Source organism: Emticicia sp. W12TSBA100-4, assembly GCF_040253585.1.
Lineage (GTDB): Bacteria > Bacteroidota > Bacteroidia > Cytophagales > Spirosomataceae > Emticicia.
The window spans coordinates 364,541-381,556 of the sequence record NZ_JBELAU010000007.1 but is presented as its reverse complement, the minus strand read 5'-3'; the positions used below and the strand labels follow the sequence as shown (position 1 = coordinate 381,556).

Sequence of the window (17,016 nt, the reverse complement as noted above, 5' to 3'; positions counted from 1 at the left end):
AAGATTTTCATTAAAATCTGAGTGCAAGACAACATTTTCACGAGTCAAAATGTTAATCATTTACACAGTCCAAATTATATCATGAACCATCACATAAAATCAATTCAAGAAAAAATCGAACCTTTACGACAACAAATTATTAATCACAAAGTTTATTCCGTAATCAATGACCTCGACGACCTAAAAGTTTTCATGCAGTATCATGTGTATGCTGTCTGGGATTTTATGTCATTGCTCAAATCTCTCCAAAGCAACCTCACTTGTACGACAGTGCCATGGTTTCCAGTGGGTTCGGCCGAAACTCGTTATTTGATCAACGAAATCGTGACAGGAGAAGAGTCAGATGTAGATATGAATGGTATTCGTAAAAGTCACTTCGAGCTTTACCTCGATGCCATGCACCAAGCCGAAGTAGATACTACTCAAATCGAAAAATTCATTGCTGTTTTGAAAGAATCAAGCGATTTATCATCATCATTCGTGGCAGCTGGTACGCCAGAAGCTGCTCGTAACTTTGTTAATTTTACATTTGATATTATCCGTAGTAACAAATCTTATCTTCAAGCTGCCATTTTTACATTTGGCCGTGAAGATTTGATTCCAGGAATGTTTATGTCTATCATTAATGATATTCATTTGAGTGTTCCAGAGAAAATCTCGACCTTTAAATATTATCTCGAACGCCACATTGAGGTAGATGGTGACCACCACAGTCATCTGGCCTTACAAATGACGGCTAATTTGTGCGGTGAAAACACAGAGTTTTGGAAAGAAGTCGAAGCTGCAACAATACACTCGCTCCAAAAACGCATCGAACTTTGGGATGGTGTTTATGAAAGTATTGCATCTAAGAAAGTTTTAGCTTTGTAACACTAAATTTCGTAGGAACGTCTAAATTAGACGTTCCTGTTTTATATCTTTGAAATTAATGAGTCAGATATAAGCGTCTAATTCCTATCAAAAACACTACAAATATCGTATAAACAATAAAAAACGGTATAATGAAATTTACTAAATTGAAGGCCAACATCACTGCAATTATCAATAACTGAAATCCAAGCCCATAGACAGAGAGCAAAGTCATAAACCAACTCGGAAAAGTTTTTATTTTATAAGCTTCGGCATCTAAACGATAAACAATTCTATCAAAAACCCCATAAAGTGATAGATAAATGGCAAATAAAACATTGACTGCTTTTTGACTTTCATTCGGAAATGCTTTGGGACTTTCAGTCTCGAAAATCTTACTTGTGGCATCGCCCCCTACCGAATTGTTTCTCAGAATTACATAATAAAAATTATATACAGTTCCCTGCAATTGAATACACAAGAAAGCAATCAGTGCCAGCATAAAAGTAGTATCCGAGATATAGCATATACTCATCAAAAAGATAAAATTCAAAATAATATCAAAGACACTATCTAAATATCGCCCTGTGTATGAAGGAGTATTTTTCACTCTTGATAATTCACCATCGGCGGCATCAAGAATTGATTTGAGAATAAGAAAGACTCCAGCCCACAAAAAATGAGCATTGAGCATACAATAAACAGCAACTAAACCAGAAACTGCAAAAAGGAGCGTAAGATGAACGGGAGTAAAACGAGTGTTTTTTAACTGATTAGCAATGATTTTAGCGAATGGTCTTCCATAATCAGAAAAGTCAAGAAATTTATCTTGAGCAGCAAGTTTGGACATTAAAATTTAACATAATTATAACTTTCCGACAATATAGTCTTCTTACAAAAGTAGTTTTTTTTGTTTAAAGTTCAGTTTCAAACCTATAGGATAGTAGAAAGTAAGAGCGAAATATTGAAAAACTTAACTTGTCTATACAAATATTTTCGTAATTTGGTAGGCAAATTCGACCTTTACCATGCAAAAGTTAATCAAGGAATTTCTACACGCTGAGGCACAATACCAAACCCGACGCCATTTTCTGCAAACCTGTACAACAGGACTCGGAGCAATGGCTTTTGGTTCGTTGTTAGGTGGTTGTTCGGGAAAAGAAAATCCAGCACAAGCACTCATCGACCCCATGTTTCCGAAGCAACCGCATTTTACTCCGAAAGTAAAACAAGTGATTTATATTCACATGGCGGGAGCTCCATCACAGTTAGAACTCTTTGATTATAAGCCCGCTTTACAAAAATTCGATGGGCAAGATTGTCCGCAAGAATTTCTGGAGGGCAAAAAATTTGCTTTCATCAGAGGTGTACCCAAAATGCTCGGTTCAATCGGGCAATTCAAGCAACATGGAAATTCAGGAGCAATGATTTCTGACTTTCTGCCCTATCTGCCCGAAGTAGCCGATGACTTGACTTTCTTGAAAGCCATGTACACTGACCAGTTTAATCACGCACCTGCACAATTACTGATGCACACAGGCAGCCCACGCTTGGGGCGACCGAGTATTGGTGCATGGTCGGTTTATGGGTTGGGTTCTGAAAATCAAAATCTACCAGGTTTTATAGTCTTGGCTTCGGGCGGACGCAGCCCCGATGCTGGCAAAAGCGTTTGGGGAAGTGGATTTTTACCGTCTATCTATCAAGGTGTGCAATGCCGCACGGGTGGCGACCCAGTTCTGTATGTTTCTGACCCGCACGGCATGAGCCGAGATATTCGGAAGCAAACTATTGAGGCAATCAACGAAATAAACAAACAACAATACGAAGCCGTACAAGACCCCGAAATTCTGACTCGGATTTCTCAATACGAAATGGCATTCCGAATGCAAATGTCTGTTCCCGAAGTTATGGACACCAGTAAAGAACCCGAATGGGTAAGGAATATGTATGGGGCTGTGCCAGGCGAAGGCTCATTTGCCAATAACTGCCTACTGGCCAGACGTTTAATCGAAAACGGCGTGCGTTTCGTGCAGCTTTTTCACTGGGGATGGGATTCGCACGGCACAGACCAACGCCTTTCGCTCGATGGTGGTTTCAAAGATTTATGTCAGGTAACTGACCGCTCAGTAACTGCTCTTATAAAAGACCTAAAAATGAGGGGATTACTCGACGAAACCCTAATCGTTTGGGGCGGAGAATTTGGTCGCACACCTATGCAAGAAAATCGTGATGGGCAAACTTTGCCATTCAAAGGTCGTGACCATCATCTTGATGCCTTTACTGTCTTTATGGCAGGTGGCGGACTCAAAAAAGGAATGACTTTTGGCGAGACCGACGATTTAGGATATTACGGAGTAAAAGACCGCACACACGTGCATGATTTGCAAGCAACTATCTTGCATCTGATGGGTTTCGACCACGAAAAACTAACATATGCCTTCCAAGGAAGACCATTTAGGTTAACTGATGTGGCAGGAAAAGTAATTAAACCAATTTTAGCTTAACTTTGTAGCACAATTCTCCGAATTGTGTTATCACTCAGTTCACAATTCGGAAATCGGTCCGCCGAAGCGATTGTATTACAAAAAACTTATGAAAACACTCCTCACACTCCTATTTTTCAGTATTTCTTTCAGCATTTTTGCTCAGAAAGATTCGGCGTATTACAATCCAAATATTACACGAAAACTATATTATCTGAAACCTTTACAAAAAGTAAACGGCTCATACTACTATGGTGAACGCCGACTGAGCAGCTATAACTCACTCGAAGTTCCCTTTTTTGAATTAAATGATCCCGAAGTAAATTTTCACTACCGACGCTACAAAACTTTTACTGGCATTGGGCAAGCCATAAGTATTATCCCTACCATTTATTTTTTGGCAACATTCAATAAAACCCGTACTCGGCAAAGTGGTTTTTACTCCTCTACTTACTTGAGCATTATTGGAGCATCGCTGGTCGGAAGTATCACCACCTCATTAATTGGGAAATCACATGTCAAAAAAGCAGCAATCAGATATAACCAAGCAATTGGTCAGAATAATGTAAGTAGTTTACAACTCAAAACCGATGAAAATTCCTTGGGTTTAGCTCTTCGATATAGTTTTTGAGAGAATTAAGACACTGACAAATCTTGAATTTTCTTGTCAAAAAAATATACCTCAAAACATTTCCTGTCAGTACTTGAAACATTTTTGGCAGTCAAAACTGAAATTTTGGCAGAAAACCGTACCTTTGCCGTCCGTTGGCAGAACTTTTGTGGAACTGACATCACGTCAAGAATTAAATTTTATAGATTCAAGACGTATGGAGGTAAAACTTCAAAATTCCTTGTCTCGAATCTATTTAAATCTTAAATCTAAATTTTATAAACTCAAAAACTCAGAATAAAATGTCAGTAAACATCAAGCCATTAGCAGACAGAGTATTGGTAGAAGCTGCTCCGGCAGAGGAAAAAACAGCATTTGGTATCATCATCCCTGATACAGCAAAAGAAAAACCACAAAAAGGTATTGTAGTAGCAGTAGGGCCAGGCAAAAAAGATGAGCCAACTTTAGTTAAAGTAGGTGATAGCGTACTTTATGGTAAATATGCTGGTACGGAAATCACTGTTGACGGTAAAGAGTACCTCATCATGCGTGAGTCTGATATTTACGCAATCGTTTAAAAAATGAAGAATGTGGAATGTAGAATGAAGAATATCATTTTGCACGATACACTCTATAATTTTTGACAATTCTTAATTTTTAATTATTAATTTTTAATTCAAAAAATGGCAAAGCAAATTATATTTGATACAGACGCAAGAGAGAAATTGAAACGTGGCGTTGACACTCTTGCAAATGCAGTAAAAGTAACACTCGGACCAAAAGGCCGTAACGTTATCATTGATAAAAAATTCGGTTCACCAGCTATCACTAAAGATGGTGTAACAGTAGCGAAAGAAATCGAATTGAAAGATTCTATCGAAAACATGGGTGCTCAACTCGTGAAAGAAGTAGCTTCTAAAACTGCTGACCAAGCGGGTGACGGTACTACTACTGCTACTGTATTAGCACAAGCTATCTACACTATCGGTGCGAAAAACGTAGCGGCTGGTGCAAACCCAATGGATTTGAAACGTGGTATCGAAAAAGCGGTAACTGCGGTTGTAGGTGCATTGAAAGACCAATCTAAAGCTATCTCGACTTCAAAAGAAATCGAACAAGTAGCTACAATCTCTGCCAACAACGACCACGAAATCGGTCAAATGATTGCTCATGCAATGGAGAAAGTTGGTAAAGAAGGTGTTATCACAGTTGAAGAAGCTCGTGGAACTGAAACTGAAGTGAAAACTGTAGAAGGTATGCAGTTTGACAGAGGTTATTTATCTCCATACTTCGTAACTAACGCTGAGAAAATGGAAGTTGAAATGGAAAAACCATTCATCTTAATTTCTGAGAAAAAAGTTTCTTCAATGAAAGAACTTCTTCCAGTGTTAGAAGGTGTAGCACAAACTGGCCGTCCGTTGTTAATCATCGCTGAAGATGTTGATGGCGAAGCTCTTGCTACATTGGTAGTAAACAAAATCCGTGGTGCATTGAAAGTTGCAGCTGTTAAAGCTCCAGGTTTCGGCGACCGTCGTAAAGCAATGTTGGAAGACATCGCAATCTTGACTGGTGGTACTGTAATTGCAGAAGAAAGAGGTTTCAAACTTGAAAACGCTGATATTTCTTACTTAGGACACTGCGATAAAATCATTATCGATAAAGATAACACTACAATCGTTAATGGTTCAGGTGACCAAGAGCAAATCGCTGGTCGTGTAAACCAAATCAAAGCTCAAATCGAGTCAACTACTTCTGACTACGACCGTGAGAAATTACAAGAGCGTTTGGCTAAGTTGTCAGGTGGTGTAGCTATTATCTACATCGGTGCTGCAACTGAGGTTGAAATGAAAGAGAAAAAAGACCGTGTTGATGATGCCCTTCACGCAACTCGTGCTGCAGTTGAAGAAGGTATCGTAGCTGGTGGTGGTGTAGCTTTGATTCGTGCTCAAGCTGCTTTAGCAGGTCTTGAAGGTGCAAACGGCGACGAAACTACTGGTATTGCAATCATCCGTTCGGCAATCGAAGCTCCATTACGCACAATCGTTGCGAATGCAGGTGGCGAAGGTTCAGTAATCGTACAAGAAGTGAAAGGCGGAACTGCTGATTACGGTTACAACGCTCGTGAAGATAAATTTGAAAATATGTTAGCGGCTGGTATCATTGACCCTACGAAAGTAACTCGTTTGGCTCTTGAAAACGCTGCATCAATCGCTGGTTTATTGCTTACAACTGAAGCAGTTGTATCTGATATTCCAGAAGAAAAAGCTCCAGATATGGGCCACTCACACGGTGGCGGCATGGGCGGCATGATGTAATATCAGCCAACTTTATACACAAAAAGGGTCTTAGGAGAAATTCTAAGACCTTTTTTGTGTTCTGAAACTACCCATTTGTATTTCTTTGAGATATTACGCATATTTGTAAACTAACGCTCAATAATTTCACATTAAACTATCGACGATATGTACTCAACTTTTGGAACCTCACTTAAAAGAATCCTTCTATGCTTTGGACTGTTATTCTCTTTCAATGTTTTTGCACAAAAAGACTTAGACAGAAATCTCGTATTCTTTGAACTCGCCAAGAAAAGTATTGATTATCCTCGCAGGGCTATTTTATCAAGAATGTACGGTAGAATTTTTGCTCAATTCAAAGTAAATCGTGTCGGAAAAATTGAAGATATTCAAGTTTTTTACCCAAAAATGACCCCAAGTTTTGAAAATAATGTAGGTTTCGGAGCAAGTATCAGAAAGGGATTAAAAAAACTTCCGCTTTTGGGCTTAGGCTATGAAGGAACTTATATTTTGCCAATCGCTTTTGTTTTTACTAATTATGGCGAAAGCCCACAGCCTCTCCAACCAACTAACATATTACCAGAGTTTATCGAAACCAATAATATGACGATTCTAACTGAAATTAAAATCCATGGCGATAGTAAGCGTTATTCTATACCTGATTTCAAAAACGGCTTCGAACCCATCCGACCAAGCCAACAAATTGCTAAGTAATATATTCAGCCATCAGCATTAAATCTCATGAAAAAATTGTTGTTTTTCTTTGCCATACTTGGTTTCTTTCAATCAAATGCTCAATATCGCATAGAGATAGCTATACAAGCACCAAAAGATTCAGTTTATTACCTTTATCACTGGTATCAGAGCGAAAAACTGTATTTGGTAAAAGATACTGCAAGAGTTGAAGTGGCGAACAAAATCGTTTTTACAGGACAGAAAAATCTACCCGAAGGAATGTATTTTTTAGTTAATCGAAAAGCACGTTTATTTGATTTTCCCGTGGTTGGGCAAAACTTTAATATCACAACTGATACCAGCGATTACGTTGGCAAAATGACAATCGAAGGTAATAGTGAAGCCTCCGCTTACGCCAATTTTACCAAAGAAAACATTCGTTTACAGCGAGCTTTTCAGAATGCAAGCAACGAAACCGATAAAAAGACAATCTACCAACAATACCAATCACTGACAAAAAGCTACATTTCATCAAACCCAAATACTTTTACGGCTAATTTCTTAAAGGCAAATATTCCAGTTGAAGCCGAAGCCATCAAACCCAACGCTACTCGACAAGATTCTCTTACTTACATCAAAAATTATTACACCCACGCCCTCGACAACATAGACCTTTCAGACGACCGTTTGATTCGCACAACGCTTCTCGATAATATTTTTGATGATTATCTAAAAAACATCGCTTTTAGTAACTCACCCGACGAAATCATTGCTTTGGCCGATAAGTTACTTGCTCTCACAAAGCCAAATTCAGAAATAAGAAAATACATTGTCATTAAGTTTGGCAATAAATTTATCGCTCCCGATGTCTTAGGCTGCGATAAAGTTTATATCGAAATCGCTAAAAAGTATATCATCGGTGAACCCAATAGCTACGATGCTACTACAGTCAAGCGAAATATTGAGTATGTCAATCGAATTGAACCAACATTGATTGGAAAACTAATGCCCGATATGTGTTTGACGGATACGCTTGATAATTGGAGTCCGCTTTGGGAGTTAAAATCAAAATATACAATGGTTGTAATTTATGACTACGGTTGCACTCATTGCCAAGAATTTACAAAGAAACTGGTAGATTATTATCCAAAATTGGAGCAACAAGGCATGAAAGTATATATGTGTTGTAAAGTACCTGACCGAGAAAACTGGTTAAAATTCATCAAAACCTATAAAACCGAAGCCTTTACCAACGTGATAGACTCACACAAAATTGTAGATTTCGATAATACTTACAATGCTTCTTTAGTTCCAAAAGTATTCCTCCTCGACGAACAAAAGAAAGTCTTATCCAATCTAAGATTAGAACTACCCGATTTTGAGCGAATGATGAAAAAGTGATAATTCTGTTATTTCTTTTTAATCATCAACAACAAAATACCACTCACAATCAACCAAATAACAGTGGCAGTCCATAGATAAATTCGATGTAATGAGTAAAAAACAGCTTTGTTTAAAACTACTCTTTGCTCAAAATCAAGCAGTTTGTCTAACTCGAAATGCACAAAGAACAATACAACTTGCAAAAGCACCAAAAATATAGCTGCTACAAAAAAACGTTTTTCAGCACGAAAAGTATAAGCCGTAAAAACGAAAATAGGTAAACTGATGATGTTCAAGTAGTTCGTGACAGCTTGCGTAATAAAACCCATTTCGGCGTGGCTACCAAGTACTTGCATACCTACGTTTATCACAACACCCGAATAAAAAGTAAATGCTCCCCACCAAATACTTAGCAATAAAAGATTGATTTTTCGTACAGCCATTTCTATCAAAATTTTACAGCAAATCAACAGTTTTTATTCATCACTTTAAACATAAAAATAGATTAATCGTTAAGTTTGTAAAAAATACTACAATTATGACAGCAATTTTGGATAAAGATAGTATCAGAAAACTATTAAAAGATTTGGTTATTGAAGACCCAAATTTTGTAACTGAACTGATTATTGAACTTAAGGATGATTTAAGAGTTGCTGAAAATCAGAAAATCGAAGAGAGTATCAGTAAAATATTTAATAGATACGAACAAACTTTTAAAAGTCTGGCATAAATATTTTTAAAATAAAGTTTCATAATATTTTGAAGCATTACGAACAAAAAACACATTTTTGATGTATTTCAATCTGAAACGAGTACAACTAAAATAATACAATCAAACAATGTCAACTTTCCAAGCATTCTACATCACCGAGAACGATGATAAAACTTTCATCCAAAACATCGTTGAGCGTAAAATCGAAGATTTACCAGCGGGCGAAGTCTTAATCAAAGTACAATATTCTTCATTAAATTATAAAGATGCCCTTTCCTCAGCAGGAAATCGTGGCGTGACTCGCAATTACCCACACACACCAGGTATTGATGCCGCAGGAATAGTTGAAGAAAGCCAATCTATTGATTTTCAGAAAGGAGATAAAGTTCTCGTAACTGGCTTTGACCTCGGAATGAATACTTCGGGCGGATTCGGACAATACATCAGAGTCCCTGCCAAATGGGTAGTAAAACTTCCTCGTGGACTCAAAGCCAAAGAAAGCATGATTTTCGGAACGGCTGGTTTGACTGCTGCATTGTGCATTGATAAATTATTACAAAACGGCCTTACTCCCGAAAAAGGGAAAGTCATCGTAACGGGAGCAACGGGCGGCGTAGGCACAATGGCCGTCATGATTTTGGCGAAACTCGGTTTCCATGTGGTGGGCGTTACGGGCAAACCCGAAGGCAAAGAATTCCTATTAAAAATCGGAGCGAAAGAAGTTGTTTCGAGAGAAGAAGTTGACGACAAATCAGGTCGCCCATTATTGAAAGGAATTTATGCGGGCTGTGTGGATACTGTTGGCGGAAATATGCTCGCAACTATCTTAAAATCAATGCAATACAACGGAGTTGTAGCCATTTGTGGTTTAGTAAATTCTCCCGAATTACCGACAAGTGTATTCCCTTTTATCTTGCGTGGCGTATCTATGTTTGGCATTGATTCATCAGAATGTGACATTGAATGGCGTAAAAAACTCTGGAAGAACCTTGCTAAAAACTGGAAACCAGCTGATATTCAATCAATTACCAAAACCATAACATTAAAAGGGCTTTCCAAAGAAATCAAGAAAATTTTAAAGGGCGGACAAATCGGGCGTGTAATTGTACGTTTGTAAAACAAGTTTCCAACTTGTTACTTTCTGTTTACCGAAAATGACAAGTTGAAAACTTGTCGTACTTTATAAAATTATTATCTTTAAGGCATAAACCCTAATCTTATGCCTGTTCTAACTCGCCTTTCCTCAGCCGATGTCTATCGTGGCTTTGTCATGCTCTTGATGATGGCTGAGGTTTTACATTTCGGAGAAGTTTCCGAAGCACTTCCCGAAAGTTCATTTTGGTCTTTTCTCGCTTTCCACCAAGACCACGTTGAGTGGGTTGGCTGCTCACTGCACGACATGATTCAGCCATCATTTTCCTTTCTGGTCGGAGTTGTTCTCCCCTATTCTATCGCCAGTCGCCTTACTCAAGAAAGCAGTTTCAACAAAGTACTTTTCCACGCACTCAAACGTTCATTAATTCTAATTTTATTGGGCATTTTTCTACGTTCTCAGTACAAAACTCAAACCTACTTTACTTTTGAAGATACCCTCAGCCAAATCGGATTGGGCTATCCTTTCCTATTTTTATTAGGTTTTCGTTCGCAGAAAGTTCAGATTTCGGCCCTTGTCATTATTCTTGTCGGTTATTGGCTGGCATTTGCACTTTATCCACTTACCGATGCTAATTTTGATTATGCGAGTGTAGGAGTTGCTAAAGACTGGGAGCATAACCTGACGGGTTTTGCGGCACATTGGAATAAAAATACCAATTTTGCTTGGGCATTCGACCAATGGTTTCTGAACCTTTTCCCAAGAGAAAAACCTTTTATCCGTAATGGTGGCGGCTACTCAACGCTAAGTTTTATTCCAACACTCGGAACAATGATTTTGGGACTTTTAGCAGGAAATATTCTAAAATCTGACATTATTCCTCAAGAAAAACTCAAAAAGTTTATCATTCTTGGTGTTTCTGGCTTAGTAATTGGTTTAATTTTAAATCGACTCGGTATTTGTCCGAACGTAAAACGTATCTGGACACCAACTTGGGTTATCTTTAGCGGAGGGCTTTGCTTTCTATTCTTGGCTTTTTTCTATTGGATAATCGACATCAAAGAAAAAACTAACTGGGCGTATTTTCTGAAAGTAATCGGCATGAATTCGATTGCAGCTTATTGCATTGCCGATGCTCTGGGAGTTTACATTTCAAAATCACTCAAAATTCATTTAGGCGAAAATTATGCCACCATTTTCGGGCTTCCTTATCAATCACTTGTTCATGGTGGATTGATGTTGCTCATTTATTGGCTGATTCTGAACTGGATGTTTAAAAAGAAAATATTTATAAAAATTTAAAAACAAAGACACAAATTAGCAAAGAAACAAAGGCACAGAGTGAAAATAATAGTCATTCATCCCTGTACCTTTGCCTCTATGTTCCTTTGTGCCTACAACCAAACCTTAATTATCCCCTTCTTTTCTCACATCAAAAACCCGACGTAACCATGTTTTTTTTTCGGCATCATCAGCTTCTTTTTCTTCTTTTGTTGGTTGATAATTAAGCAATGCCGTTAAATCTGGTTGCCCCGCATCAATCCAGCAAGTGAGCCAAAAATCACCGACCATTTTAATCGAAGCACGCATTTGCCGCTCGACTTGATTTTTGAGCATGGCATGGTAGCGTTCTGAAAAATCCTTTGAATAACTTTTTGTAGTTATGCCATTTCTTTCATCAAAACCAAACTTTTTATCTTCCGAAAACTGGCTCGTTAGTTCTCTTTCAAAAACCAAAACCGAGTCCAGAGCGGCATTTGCACCCAAAACAGCTTGCCAAGCACGTTTTTGTGGAGTTTTTACATATTCAGCTTGTCCGACAAAAAAATCATAATTATCCGAGAATAACTCGGGTAATCGACTTTCCCAAAAACCATGAATACCTACTTGATTGGTTAATTGTCCGTTATAGTTTCGAGTAGTATGAAGCGGCACATTGGCATCGGCAATATAATGACCAATATCAGCCGAGAGCATCAAAATTCGACGAACATCACGTTTTCTGAAAGCTTCTGTAAGCTGAAACTTCATAAAATTAATGTGCCACGGCACAATACCATGTCGGTTTAAAGTATCTTCAGAAATTTTCTCTGTCACCTCTTTCCACGAATAAGTTGGTAGCTTTTTTCTTAGTGAATCTGCATAATTATCCAAATCAATAAAATGTCGAGGAGCTTCTTCTTTTACAGCATAACGACGTTGGTCAGGATTGACAGCATTTTCGGTTACAAAATCAATATGTTTTTTGTAAAACTTAAACATTTCGGGTGGAAGCGTAAAAACCGCCAAACGATTTATCCGCTGGTGCCCAAAAAAGCCCCACAGTGGAGGCTGCCAGAGTGGACGCTCCCACAGTGGATACTGATTTTCTGTCTTTATTTTCCATGAAGAAATCAAAATTATACCCAGAAAAAGTAAACTGCTTCGCTTCAAATTTCTCCATTTCGAAAAAAAAACTTTTCTACCGCCAATTTTCATCATTTTTGCCAATATTTTTTTCCAAAATAAAATATTTTATCACAGACATTCTAAAAAACTTTCGATTTAAACCTCAAAAATTATAATTTCCCATTTTTTTCCAGACAACTCGTAAATTTTATACGCTCTTTTTTAGAAAAATATATTTTTCTTTTAAAACCCTCTAAAAACAAAACTTAAATCTTAAAATTTTGAAAAATTAAGTAAGAAGACCCATTTTGTCAAAAAACACAAAAACCAAATATTATTTGGAAATATAACACAAAAACAAAAACAATAAAATATTTTCTTGAAATAATGCAACATTTTCAAATAAAATGTGTTATATTTGTATCGTATTACAGAATATTATTCGGATTTAAGAAAATGAGTCAGACACAAAAAAAATCGTTATTAAGATATTTGATGCCAGCAATGGCTTTAGGAATGTTTGCTTTTTTGATGGTAGCTTACGGTTCGGCATACACGCCTCCAAAAGCACAAAAGCAACGTATTGTTTGTTTTAAATTCAAACAAGGCACTTCAGCGGAGGCAATCAAACAACACATGGCCGACTTTCAAGATTTGAAACGTCAGATGCCAGAAATCGCTGCTTATTCGGCAGGAGAAACTTTTGGAGAAGAAAATTCAAAGGCTGAGTACGACGTAATGCACTATCTTACTTTCAGAACTGAAGCTGAAGTAGAGAAATTCCGTGAAAGCACGCAGTACAAAGCGTTTGAAAAAGCCAATGAAGCCAACTGGGATAAAGTATTGGTTATCAATTCAGAAATTAAATAATCTGATTTCAAATATGAACGTTTAAGGAAGGCATCGCTTTGAGCGATGCCTTCCTTTTTAGAAGTAAAAAATATTTTAGTTTAAGTTTTTTCTTTCATATTATTTCATTAATTTTGCACTCCAAATTTAGAGTAAGACAATTATTATATTAAAATACAATGGCAAATCATAAGTCGGCATTAAAGCGTATCAGAGCAAACGAAACTAAGCGTTTGAGAAATCGTTACCAACACAAAACCACTCGTACTTTGGTTAGAAAATTACGTGGTTTAAGCGATAAAACAGCAGCTACTGAATTATTCAAATCAGCAGCTTCAGCTTTGGATAAATTAGCTCGTAAGAACGTTATCCACAAAAACAAAGCAGCAAACTTGAAATCAGGTTTAGCTAAGCATATCGCTGGATTAGCAGCTTAATTTCCCTCGGGAATTCAATATTTTGCTCATGGAAACAATTTCTCCGTGAGCATTTTTTGTTTAAATCAGAATTTAGACAAGAGACAAGAGATTAAAGAAAAGTTCTCGTATTATGTTCTAATGTCTTTTGTCTCTTGTCTCATTTCTAAAAAATGATTAGCAACATACTTTCGTGGGCGGAAGAAGACCGACCAAGAGAAAAACTTTTGTTGAAGGGCAAAGCCGCCCTTTCGGATGCCGAATTGATTGCTATTTTGATAGGCTCAGGTACAAGAGAGTTATCGGCCGTTGATTTATCGAAGCTGATTCTACAAAGCGTTAATAATAACCTTAACGAATTGGCTAAGCTGAGTATCAATGACTTAATGAAGTTTAAAGGCATTGGCGATGCAAAAGCCATTTCGATTGCCGCCGCCTTAGAACTCGGACGAAGAAGAAAAGAAAGCGAAACACTGAAAAAACCAAAAGTTAGTTCATCAGCTGATGCTTGCGAAGCGGTTCGCCCCTATTTGATGGATTTGCAACACGAACAATTTTGGGTATTATTGTTGAATCGAGCCAATGAAGTCATTCGTCCGCAACAAATAAGTATCGGTGGAGTTTCAGGAACAGTTGCCGACCCAAAGATGATTTTCAAAGCGGCCATTGAGCATTTGGCTTCGGCCATAATTTTAGTGCATAATCATCCATCGGGAAACTTAACACCAAGCCAAGCCGACAAAGATTTAACAAAAAAAGTAAAAGAAGCAGGCCGAACACTCGACATTCCAGTACTTGACCACCTCATTTTTAGCGATAATAGCTATTTTAGTTTCGCTGACGAGGGGATATTCTGAATAATGGAGACGGGGTCGCCCGTGCGATGTAAAATGAATAATTGATAATGCTCTAACTATTCAATCAAAGGGACATGCATTCTTGATATAAAAAATATATTATATTTATAAAAACTAAAAAATAGAATCTTGAATTTTAATTGAACGTGGGAGTAATTCTACATTCTACATTCTACATTCTACATTAATTAAAATGCTTACAGTTTCAAATATTTCGCTAAGTTTCGGCAAAAGAACTCTTTTCGAAGAGGTAAATCTCAAATTTACACCTGGTAACGTTTATGGTCTTATCGGAGCAAACGGTGCAGGAAAATCAACGTTTGTAAAAATCCTTTCGGGTGACCTTGAACCAACTTCGGGTAGCGTAAGCATGGACCCAGGTGAAAGGATGTCGGTTTTGAAACAAAATCAAAATGCGTTTGATGATGACACAGTTTTGAACACCGTTGTGCGTGGAAACGAGCGTTTATCACAAATCATTGCCGAAAAAGATGCCATTTATGCTAAAGAAGATTTTTCTGAAGAAGATGGTAATCGTGCAGCTGAATTAGAAGCAGAATTTGCCGATATGAATGGCTGGGATGCTGAATCTGATGCGGCAACCTTGCTTTCGGGCTTGGGAATCAAAGAAGATTCTCACTATACTTTAATGGCCGATATGAACCCTTCGGAAAAAGTGAAGGTGTTGTTGGCACAAGCATTATTTGGTAATCCTGATATTTTATTATTGGATGAGCCTACCAACAACTTAGATATTGAATCTATCTTGTGGCTCGAAAACTTCTTGATGAATTTCAAAAATACGGTAATCGTAGTATCTCACGACCGTCACTTCCTTGACAATGTTTGTACATACATTGCTGACCTTGATTTCAAGAAAATCTCTTTATATGGTGGAAACTACTCTTTCTGGTACGAATCAAGCCAGTTAGCAGCACGTCAGAAATCTGACCAAAACAAAAAGGCTGAGGAGAAAAAGAAAGAATTGGAAGAATTTATTCGTCGTTTTTCTGCCAACGTGGCTAAGTCGAAGCAGGCTACTGCTCGTCAGAAAATGATTGAAAAGTTGAATATTGAGCAAATCCAACCATCTTCACGTAAATATCCGTATATCGGATTTAAACCAGAGCGTGAAGTAGGCGACCAAATTTTGTTGGTTGAAAACCTTAGCTATAAGCTCGAAGACGGCACTTATTTGTTTAAAGATTTGAGTTTTCAAGTGAGTCGTGGCGAGAAAATCGCATTTTTGAGCAAAGATGGTTTGGCAGTTTCGGCATTGTTTGATATTCTTTCGGGCGAAAAACAAGCTTCAAGTGGTAGTTTCAAGTGGGGTATCACGATTACGCATACTTATCTGCCGAATGATAATAGTAAGTATTTCTCAGATGGTAGTCTTGACTTAGTTGATTGGCTGAGACAATATTCGGTAGAAAAAGATGAAACATTTATTCGTGGATTTTTGGGTAGAATGTTGTTTTCGGGTGAAGAGGCATTGAAGAAATGTACGGTACTTTCGGGAGGAGAAAAACAACGTTGTATGTTTTCGAGAATGATGCTTTCGGGTGCAAACGTTTTAATTTTTGACGAACCAACCAACCACTTAGATTTGGAGTCGATTCAGGCATTGAACAAAGGGATGGAAGATTTTCCGAGTAATATGCTGTTTACCTGCCATGACCACCAACTGACACAAACGGTTGCTACTCGTGTAATCGAACTTGCCCCTAAAGGTTTCTTGGATAAATTAAATGACTTTGATACTTACTTGACTGACGAGAAAATTAAAGCTCAACGTGATGCTTTGTATAAGTAATTAAGCTTCAATTTTGGCAGTTAAATATACAAACGTGGCATATTTTTGAGATGTGCCACGTTTTTTATACACAGATTCAAAAGGATATGCAAGACTTCACCGAAATATCGCAAAACGATTTAGAGAGCGTTTTGTCTGACCCAAATACTATCTTAGTTGATGTAAGAGAAATTACCGAATTTGCAGATTTTAATATCGGTGGAATAAATATACCTCCGCACGAAATCACGGAACGATTAGAAGAGCTACAACACTATTCTACAATCATTGTAGCTTGCTCAAATGGCACACGAAGCAGCATCGTAGCCCGACTTTTGACTAAAAAATTACCAGAAAAAACTATTTTACACTTAGAAGAAGGAATTTTTTGAGTGCTGAATTTTGAATTCTGAGTGCTGAGTTATAACGAGGCCGCCCAAGCGGTTACAATTTAACTCTAAAAAGAACTCAGAACTCAGAACCCAGAACTTTATTAAAATCCGTCGTAGTCTCTATCTTTTTTTACTAACCATTTGCCTACTGCAAAAGATAATACCATCAAAATAACAAAAAATGCAATTGCATACCAAGTAGGATATTGATAACCGAACATAA

Annotated in this window: 18 protein-coding genes; 15 read left to right on the top strand and 3 right to left on the bottom strand. The window is 37.6% G+C overall.

Annotation, left to right across the window (positions count from 1 at the left end):
* Nucleotides 1-81: 81 nt before the first annotated feature.
* A complete protein-coding gene (locus ABR854_RS12480; RefSeq protein ID WP_350265730.1) occupies nucleotides 82-870 on the top strand; it encodes a DUF3050 domain-containing protein in 789 nt (262 codons plus the stop codon).
* Nucleotides 871-925: 55 nt separating this feature from the next.
* Here ABR854_RS12480 and ABR854_RS12475 read toward each other — a convergent pair whose 3' ends face one another.
* Nucleotides 926-1,699, bottom strand: coding sequence for a CDP-alcohol phosphatidyltransferase family protein (locus ABR854_RS12475; RefSeq protein WP_350265729.1), 774 nt, complete (start codon nucleotides 1,697-1,699; stop codon nucleotides 926-928).
* Between the two features lie 178 nt (nucleotides 1,700-1,877).
* Between ABR854_RS12475 and ABR854_RS12470 the strand changes: the two genes are divergently transcribed.
* From ABR854_RS12470 to ABR854_RS12445, 6 genes are all read left to right on the top strand, one after another.
* Entirely contained in the window at nucleotides 1,878-3,353 is a 1,476-nt protein-coding gene (locus ABR854_RS12470; protein ID WP_350265728.1) for a DUF1501 domain-containing protein, read from the top strand.
* Nucleotides 3,354-3,441: 88 nt separating this feature from the next.
* Nucleotides 3,442-3,963, top strand: coding sequence for a hypothetical protein (locus ABR854_RS12465; protein WP_350265727.1), 522 nt, complete (start codon nucleotides 3,442-3,444; stop codon nucleotides 3,961-3,963).
* 281 nt (nucleotides 3,964-4,244) lie between these two features.
* Nucleotides 4,245-4,520, top strand: a complete 276-nt coding sequence (locus ABR854_RS12460) for a co-chaperone GroES (RefSeq protein WP_188767741.1) — start codon at nucleotides 4,245-4,247, stop codon at nucleotides 4,518-4,520.
* Nucleotides 4,521-4,625: 105 nt separating this feature from the next.
* Nucleotides 4,626-6,257, top strand: coding sequence for a chaperonin GroEL (gene groL, locus ABR854_RS12455; protein ID WP_350265726.1), 1,632 nt, complete (start codon nucleotides 4,626-4,628; stop codon nucleotides 6,255-6,257).
* A gap of 147 nt (nucleotides 6,258-6,404) precedes the next feature.
* The gene (locus ABR854_RS12450) at nucleotides 6,405-6,950 is read left to right on the top strand and encodes an energy transducer TonB (RefSeq protein WP_350265725.1); all 546 of its coding nucleotides are present in this window, start codon (nucleotides 6,405-6,407) and stop codon (nucleotides 6,948-6,950) included.
* Nucleotides 6,951-6,977: 27 nt separating this feature from the next.
* Complete coding sequence (locus ABR854_RS12445; protein ID WP_350265724.1) at nucleotides 6,978-8,312, top strand: peroxiredoxin family protein; 1,335 nt, start codon at nucleotides 6,978-6,980, stop codon at nucleotides 8,310-8,312.
* 8 nt (nucleotides 8,313-8,320) lie between these two features.
* On the opposite strand, the gene ABR854_RS12440 is transcribed toward ABR854_RS12445, so the two are convergent.
* Entirely contained in the window at nucleotides 8,321-8,737 is a 417-nt protein-coding gene (locus tag ABR854_RS12440; RefSeq protein WP_350265723.1) for a hypothetical protein, read from the bottom strand.
* A 95-nt stretch (nucleotides 8,738-8,832) separates the two neighbouring features.
* On the opposite strand from ABR854_RS12440, the gene ABR854_RS12435 reads away from it, so the two are divergent.
* The 3 genes from ABR854_RS12435 to ABR854_RS12425 all read left to right on the top strand — a co-directional run bounded on the left by ABR854_RS12435 (nucleotide 8,833) and on the right by ABR854_RS12425 (nucleotide 11,401).
* The gene (locus tag ABR854_RS12435; RefSeq protein WP_350265722.1) at nucleotides 8,833-9,024 is read left to right on the top strand and encodes a hypothetical protein; all 192 of its coding nucleotides are present in this window, start codon (nucleotides 8,833-8,835) and stop codon (nucleotides 9,022-9,024) included.
* A gap of 109 nt (nucleotides 9,025-9,133) precedes the next feature.
* Entirely contained in the window at nucleotides 9,134-10,123 is a 990-nt protein-coding gene (locus ABR854_RS12430; protein ID WP_350265721.1) for a YhdH/YhfP family quinone oxidoreductase, read from the top strand.
* A gap of 102 nt (nucleotides 10,124-10,225) precedes the next feature.
* Entirely contained in the window at nucleotides 10,226-11,401 is a 1,176-nt protein-coding gene (locus tag ABR854_RS12425) for an acyltransferase family protein (protein ID WP_350265720.1), read from the top strand.
* Between the two features lie 105 nt (nucleotides 11,402-11,506).
* Here the strand turns inward: ABR854_RS12425 and ABR854_RS12420 are convergent, their stop codons facing one another.
* On the bottom strand, nucleotides 11,507-12,580 hold the full coding sequence (locus ABR854_RS12420; RefSeq protein ID WP_502881207.1) for a zinc dependent phospholipase C family protein: 1,074 nt from the start codon (nucleotides 12,578-12,580) through the stop codon (nucleotides 11,507-11,509).
* A 363-nt stretch (nucleotides 12,581-12,943) separates the two neighbouring features.
* On the opposite strand from ABR854_RS12420, the gene ABR854_RS12415 reads away from it, so the two are divergent.
* From ABR854_RS12415 to ABR854_RS12395, 5 genes are all read left to right on the top strand, one after another.
* Entirely contained in the window at nucleotides 12,944-13,357 is a 414-nt protein-coding gene (locus ABR854_RS12415) for a Dabb family protein (protein WP_305952975.1), read from the top strand.
* Nucleotides 13,358-13,515: 158 nt separating this feature from the next.
* Nucleotides 13,516-13,773, top strand: a complete 258-nt coding sequence (gene rpsT, locus ABR854_RS12410; protein ID WP_188767724.1) for a 30S ribosomal protein S20 — start codon at nucleotides 13,516-13,518, stop codon at nucleotides 13,771-13,773.
* Between the two features lie 152 nt (nucleotides 13,774-13,925).
* Nucleotides 13,926-14,609, top strand: coding sequence for a RadC family protein (gene radC, locus ABR854_RS12405; RefSeq protein ID WP_350265719.1), 684 nt, complete (start codon nucleotides 13,926-13,928; stop codon nucleotides 14,607-14,609).
* A gap of 193 nt (nucleotides 14,610-14,802) precedes the next feature.
* Nucleotides 14,803-16,422 (top strand): ABC-F family ATP-binding cassette domain-containing protein, encoded by a 1,620-nt coding sequence (locus ABR854_RS12400; protein ID WP_350265718.1) that lies wholly within the window; start codon nucleotides 14,803-14,805, stop codon nucleotides 16,420-16,422.
* Nucleotides 16,423-16,508: 86 nt separating this feature from the next.
* Nucleotides 16,509-16,793, top strand: a complete 285-nt coding sequence (locus ABR854_RS12395) for a rhodanese-like domain-containing protein (RefSeq protein WP_350265717.1) — start codon at nucleotides 16,509-16,511, stop codon at nucleotides 16,791-16,793.
* Nucleotides 16,794-17,016: the final 223 nt, after the last annotated feature.

What these genes read in the sequence shown, in the direction of transcription:
- ABR854_RS12480 (WP_350265730.1), top strand. Translation starts at nt 82, where the DNA reads ATGAACCATCACATAAAATCAATTCAAGAAAAAATCGAACCTTTACGA.
- ABR854_RS12475 (WP_350265729.1), bottom strand. Translation starts at nt 1,699, where the DNA reads ATGTCCAAACTTGCTGCTCAAGATAAATTTCTTGACTTTTCTGATTAT.
- ABR854_RS12470 (WP_350265728.1), top strand. Translation starts at nt 1,878, where the DNA reads ATGCAAAAGTTAATCAAGGAATTTCTACACGCTGAGGCACAATACCAA.
- ABR854_RS12465 (WP_350265727.1), top strand. Translation starts at nt 3,442, where the DNA reads ATGAAAACACTCCTCACACTCCTATTTTTCAGTATTTCTTTCAGCATT.
- ABR854_RS12460 (WP_188767741.1), top strand. Translation starts at nt 4,245, where the DNA reads ATGTCAGTAAACATCAAGCCATTAGCAGACAGAGTATTGGTAGAAGCT.
- groL (WP_350265726.1), top strand. Translation starts at nt 4,626, where the DNA reads ATGGCAAAGCAAATTATATTTGATACAGACGCAAGAGAGAAATTGAAA.
- ABR854_RS12450 (WP_350265725.1), top strand. Translation starts at nt 6,405, where the DNA reads ATGTACTCAACTTTTGGAACCTCACTTAAAAGAATCCTTCTATGCTTT.
- ABR854_RS12445 (WP_350265724.1), top strand. Translation starts at nt 6,978, where the DNA reads ATGAAAAAATTGTTGTTTTTCTTTGCCATACTTGGTTTCTTTCAATCA.
- ABR854_RS12440 (WP_350265723.1), bottom strand. Translation starts at nt 8,737, where the DNA reads ATGGCTGTACGAAAAATCAATCTTTTATTGCTAAGTATTTGGTGGGGA.
- ABR854_RS12435 (WP_350265722.1), top strand. Translation starts at nt 8,833, where the DNA reads ATGACAGCAATTTTGGATAAAGATAGTATCAGAAAACTATTAAAAGAT.
- ABR854_RS12430 (WP_350265721.1), top strand. Translation starts at nt 9,134, where the DNA reads ATGTCAACTTTCCAAGCATTCTACATCACCGAGAACGATGATAAAACT.
- ABR854_RS12425 (WP_350265720.1), top strand. Translation starts at nt 10,226, where the DNA reads ATGCCTGTTCTAACTCGCCTTTCCTCAGCCGATGTCTATCGTGGCTTT.
- ABR854_RS12420 (WP_502881207.1), bottom strand. Translation starts at nt 12,580, where the DNA reads ATGATGAAAATTGGCGGTAGAAAAGTTTTTTTTTCGAAATGGAGAAAT.
- ABR854_RS12415 (WP_305952975.1), top strand. Translation starts at nt 12,944, where the DNA reads ATGAGTCAGACACAAAAAAAATCGTTATTAAGATATTTGATGCCAGCA.
- rpsT (WP_188767724.1), top strand. Translation starts at nt 13,516, where the DNA reads ATGGCAAATCATAAGTCGGCATTAAAGCGTATCAGAGCAAACGAAACT.
- radC (WP_350265719.1), top strand. Translation starts at nt 13,926, where the DNA reads ATGATTAGCAACATACTTTCGTGGGCGGAAGAAGACCGACCAAGAGAA.
- ABR854_RS12400 (WP_350265718.1), top strand. Translation starts at nt 14,803, where the DNA reads ATGCTTACAGTTTCAAATATTTCGCTAAGTTTCGGCAAAAGAACTCTT.
- ABR854_RS12395 (WP_350265717.1), top strand. Translation starts at nt 16,509, where the DNA reads ATGCAAGACTTCACCGAAATATCGCAAAACGATTTAGAGAGCGTTTTG.